The sequence below is a fragment of the Pseudomonas sp. REP124 genome, assembly GCF_020164475.1.
Classification (GTDB): domain Bacteria; phylum Pseudomonadota; class Gammaproteobacteria; order Pseudomonadales; family Pseudomonadaceae; genus Aquipseudomonas.
This window is the reverse complement of sequence record NZ_JAIQWX010000250.1, coordinates 1-4,823: the sequence shown is the minus strand read 5'-3', so window position 1 is coordinate 4,823 and position 4,823 is coordinate 1. Positions and strand designations below refer to the sequence as shown.

Annotated in this window: 5 protein-coding genes; 1 reads left to right on the top strand and 4 read right to left on the bottom strand. The window is 63.4% G+C overall.

Annotation, left to right across the window (positions count from 1 at the left end; translation table 11 throughout):
• Positions 1-16: 16 nt before the first annotated feature.
• From K9857_RS29690 to K9857_RS29675, 4 genes are read right to left on the bottom strand one after another with little or no spacing between them, the layout of a single operon-like run.
• A complete protein-coding gene (locus K9857_RS29690) occupies positions 17-502 on the bottom strand; it encodes a flavin reductase family protein (protein WP_224542039.1) in 486 nt (161 codons plus the stop codon).
• Between the two features lie 12 nt (positions 503-514).
• On the bottom strand, positions 515-1,996 hold the full coding sequence (locus K9857_RS29685) for an aldehyde dehydrogenase (protein ID WP_224542037.1): 1,482 nt from the start codon (positions 1,994-1,996) through the stop codon (positions 515-517).
• On the bottom strand, positions 1,993-2,826 hold the full coding sequence (locus K9857_RS29680) for an alpha/beta fold hydrolase (protein ID WP_224542035.1): 834 nt from the start codon (positions 2,824-2,826) through the stop codon (positions 1,993-1,995). Before K9857_RS29680 ends, K9857_RS29685 begins: the two co-directional genes overlap by 4 nt.
• Positions 2,827-2,868: 42 nt before the next feature.
• Positions 2,869-3,456, bottom strand: a complete 588-nt coding sequence (locus K9857_RS29675; RefSeq protein ID WP_175379063.1) for an amino acid synthesis family protein — start codon at positions 3,454-3,456, stop codon at positions 2,869-2,871.
• A gap of 383 nt (positions 3,457-3,839) precedes the next feature.
• On the opposite strand from K9857_RS29675, the gene K9857_RS29670 reads away from it, so the two are divergent.
• Positions 3,840-4,823, top strand: a 984-nt coding sequence (locus tag K9857_RS29670; RefSeq protein ID WP_224542032.1) for a bile acid:sodium symporter family protein, incomplete at its 3' end; no start/stop codon positions are given.

Here is a 4,823-nt window from a genome sequence, read left to right as displayed (position 1 = left end):
AGGGCGTATCAAGTCATTAGCCCAGCGCCGGCAACGGCCCCAGCTTGCCCTTGTGGTAGATCATCGGCGTGACCGGCTGCGCAGGCAGGATCAGATTCTTCACCGCGCCGACGATGATGGCGTGATCGCCGCCGTCGTATTCGCGCCACAGTTCGCACTCGATGATCGCCGTGGCCTTGGCCAGGATCGGGTTGCCCAGATCGCTCAGGTGCCAGTCGATGCCCTTGGCCTTGTCCTTGCCTTTACCGGCGAAGGCGTAAGCCTCGGCGGTCTGGTCGGCGGACAGCAGGTGAATCGCGAACTGCTTGCTGTCGCGCAATACCGGATAGGTGTCGGAAGCGTAGTTGGGGCAGAACAGCACCAGCGCCGGATCGATCGACAACGCACTGAAGGCGCTGGCGGTGATGCCGACGATGCCACCGTCCGGGTCCAGGGTAGTCACTACCGTGACGCCGGACGGGAATGAGCCCATGACGTCTTTGTAAATGCCGGGTTCGATCATTTTCCTAATCTCCTAGCGCATCACGAACGGATCAGGCATCGGTGCCTGGGACAGGTTGATCCACACCGTTTTCAGCTCGGTGTAGGCCAGCACCGAATCGATGCCGCTTTCGCGTCCATAGCCGCTGTTCTTGAAGCCGCCGATCGGCGCCATGGCCGAGACCGCGCGGTAGGTGTTGACCCAGATGATCCCCGAACGCACGTCGCGGGCCAGACGATGGGCACGGCCCAGGTCACGGGTCCAGATGCCGGCGGCGAGGCCGAACTGCGAGTCGTTGGCGATCGCCAGCGCTTCGGCTTCGTCCTTGAAGCGGATGACCGAAGCCACCGGGCCAAAGACTTCTTCCTGCATGATCTTCATCGAGTTGCGGTCGCACTCGAACAAGGTCGGCTCATAGAACCAGCCGTCGCCCACGCCGGCAGGACGCTTGCCGCCGATGCGCAGGCGCGCGCCTTCGGCGATGGCATCGGCCACCAGGCCTTCCACCACAGCCAGCTGCTGCGCGGTGGCCATCGGGCCCATTTCGCTGCTGTCGTCCTGCGGGTTGCCAATGCGAATGCGCTGGGCGCGTTCCACCAGGCGACCGACGAACTCGTCGTAGATCTCGTCCTGCACCAGCAGACGCGAACCGGACACGCAACTCTGCCCGGAGGCAGCGTAGATGCCGGCGATGGCGCCGTTGATCGCGCTGTCGAGGTCGGCGTCGGCGAAGATGATGTTCGGCGACTTGCCGCCCAGTTCCAGCGACAGCTTGGCGAAGTTCTCGGCGCTGCTGCGCACCACATGGCGAGCCGTGGCCGCGCCGCCGGTGAAGGCGATCTTGCGCACCAGCGGATGGCGGGTGAGGGCGGCGCCGGTGCTCGGGCCGTAACCGGTGACGACGTTGACCACGCCTGGCGGAATGCCGGCTTCCAGGGCCAGGCGTGCCAGCTCCAGAATGGTCGCCGAAGCGTGTTCGGACGGCTTGATCACGATGGTGTTGCCCGCTGCCAATGCCGGGGCCAGCTTGATGGCGGTCAGGTACAGCGGGCTGTTCCACGGAATGATCGCGGCGACCACGCCCATGGCTTCGTGCACGGTGTAGGCAAACAGGTCCGGCTTGTCCAACGGCAGGGTGCCGCCTTCGAGCTTGTCCGCAAGACCCGCGGTGTAGTGGAAGAACTCCGGCAGGTAGCCGACCTGGCCGCGGGTCTCGCGGATCAGCTTGCCGTTGTCGCGGCTTTCCAGCTGCGCCAGTTTTTCCTTGTTTTCGGCGATCAGATCACCCAGGCGACGCAGCAATTTGCCGCGAGCGGTGGCGGTCAGGCCGCGCCAGGCCGGGCTGTCGAAGGCGGTCTGCGCAGCCTGGACGGCGCGCTCGACATCGGCTTCGTCGGCGTCGGGCAGTTCAGCCCAGGCTTCGGCCAGGGCCGGGTTCAGGCTTTCGAAAGTCTTGCCGGAGAGGGCATCGACCCATTCGCCGCCGATGCACATCTGGAAACGTGCGAGTGTCATGCAACGATCCCCTTCAAATGGTTGGGTCGGGAGTGCGCCTCGTCGAGAAACTCCAGCAACAGCTGGTTGACCAGGCGCGGCGATTCTACGGGCATCATATGCCGCTGTTCGGGGAGCACGGCAACCCTGGCGCCGTGAATGCGCGCAGCCAGTTGCTCGGCCATTTCCGGGGTCGAGCCCGGGTCCAGCTCACCGGTGGCGACCAGCGTCGGGACCTGGATACTGGCCAGGTCGTCGGCGCGGTACATGTCCTGGGTGGCGAACAGCTCGTAAGTGGTCAGGTAACCCTGCGGGTCGTTCTGCGCCAGAGTCTGGCGCAGTGCTTCGATCTGTGCCGGGTTGGCGGCCTGGTATTCGCGGCTGAACCAGCGCGACAGCGCCGCTTCAGCGTTGGCATCCGGGCCGTGTTCGGCGGCCTGGGCGGTGCGGGCGATGACGCCGGCGCGCTGTTCCGCGGTGCGGTTGAACACGCTGTTGAGCACCACCAGGCTTTGCAGGCGTTGCGGGTAGTGCAGGGCAAAGGCCCGCGCCACCAGCCCGCCCATGGAAAAACCGATCACCGCCGCTTTGGGCAGTTGCAAGTGATCGAGCAGCTCCAGCAACTGATCGGCGTAACCGAGCAGGGGCGTGCCGCTTTCCGGGCGCGGGCTGGCGCCATGGCCCAACATGTCGTAGGCAATGACGCGGTACTTCGTGGCCAGGCCAACGATCTGGCCGCCCCACATTTCTTTATTCAGGCCCACGCCGTGGATCAAGACCACGGGCTGGCCTTGGCCGGTCGCCAGGTAACTGGTGCCAGCCGGGGTACGTTCAGCGGTGAGCCGAATCATGGAGCGCTCCTGCATACCTTTTTGTTTTAGTGACCGACCGTCTTACTGGGCTTTTTCAGCGGCCAGTTCTTCCAGGTCGATGTAACGGTTGCCGATGCGCGGGTGGATACGGCCGCCGTCGGCGCAACCCAGGACCACGACGATTTCGTCGGCGCGCGGGGCGTCTTCGATCTGCATTTCCAGGGTGATGTAGTGCGAACGCAGGCCTTCGTCGTCCTTGTGCATCATCGGGATCTGGATCGAGGTGCCCGGACCGCCGCGCTTGTTGGTGAAGCTCAGGTAGCTCTTGGCCTTGACCGCTTCGCGGTAGTGGTTGCCGAAGCGCAGGGTGTGGATCACGGCGGAGGCGTGTTCGATTTCGCCGTCAGCGCCGACCACTGCAGCCTTGCCGTAGGCCTCGATTTTCTCGGCACCGCCGATGATGCCGGTCAGACGCTCGACCATCATCGCGCCCAGGTCGGAGCAGTTGGCACGGATCTGCGGTTTCAAGTCTTCGACGAAACCACCGACCCACGGGTTTTTCATCACAACGGCCAGCCCGACCATGGTCACGGGTTTGTCGGTGGCTTTGCCGCCTTCGATGAAGGTTTCTTCGACATAGCTGACGATCTTGCGGATTTCGAAACTCATGAGCTGCTCCGTACTGGGGTTTGAGAGTGTCTGTGCGTCTGATGGTATACCATAATACCGGTTGTGCAAGAGGCAGGAACGGGTTTCTGGTCGGAAGGCGATGAAAAGCGCTGTGCGGGTGCCTGTTGCAGGTCCCAGGCATGTCATGGATCCCTGTGGGAGCGGGCTTGCTCGCGAAGGGGCCGTGTCAGTGACATTGATGGGGGCTGACACACCGCCTTCGCGAGCAAGCCCGCTCCCACAGGGTTTCGTGTCGGTACAGATATTTGCGTACGATGAGATTTGTCCGTTACGCGACATGTACTGGCTCACTAGCGTTAGCCGGCCTCGATCCAGCGGAGTAGAGTCGACCCCACGTTCCTGGCAAACCCGGATGACCCCCCATGACTCGCCCTCGCTTCTTACCCGACAACTTCACCCTGACCCTGGTCGGCGTGGTACTTTTCGCCAGCTTCCTGCCCGCCAGCGGCCAGGTGGCGGTGGGCTTTGGCTGGTTGACCAACATCGCCATTGCCCTGCTGTTCTTCCTGCACGGCGCCAAGCTGTCGCGGGAATCGATCATTGCCGGCGCCGGCCACTGGCGCCTGCACCTGCTGGTCTTCAGCCTGACCTTCGTCCTCTTCCCGCTGCTGGGGCTCGCGCTCAAGCCGGTGCTGTCACCGCTGGTCGGCGACAACCTGTACATGGGCATGCTCTACCTCTGCGCATTGCCGGCCACGGTGCAGTCGGCGATTGCCTTCACCTCCCTCGCGCGGGGCAATATTCCGGCGGCGATCTGCAGCGCGGCGGCGTCCAGCCTGTTCGGGATCTTCCTCACGCCGCTGCTGGTGACCCTGCTGCTTAATGTGCATGGCGACGGCGGCTCGACCATGGACGCGATCCTCAAGATCAGTGTGCAACTGCTGCTGCCGTTCATCGCCGGGCAGATTGCTCGACGCTGGATCGGCGCCTGGGTGGGTCGCAACAAGAACTGGCTGAAGTTCGTCGACCAGGGTTCGATTCTGCTGGTGGTCTACGGCGCGTTCAGCGAAGCGGTGAATGAGGGCATCTGGCATCAGATTCCGGTGCGGGATCTGCTGGGGCTGGTGGTGGCCTGCTGCGTATTGCTGGGCCTGGTGCTGGTGGCGTCCACCGTGCTGGCCAAGGCTTTTGGCTTCAACCAGGAAGACCGCATCACCATCCTGTTCTGCGGTTCGAAGAAAAGCCTGGCAACCGGCGTACCCATGGCTCAGGTGTTGTTTGCCGGCAGCACCATTGGCGTGTTGATTTTGCCGCTGATGCTGTTCCACCAGATTCAGCTAATGGTCTGTGCGGTTTTGGCGCAGCGTTATGCCAAGCGCCAGGAATCGGTGGCTGAACTGATGGGA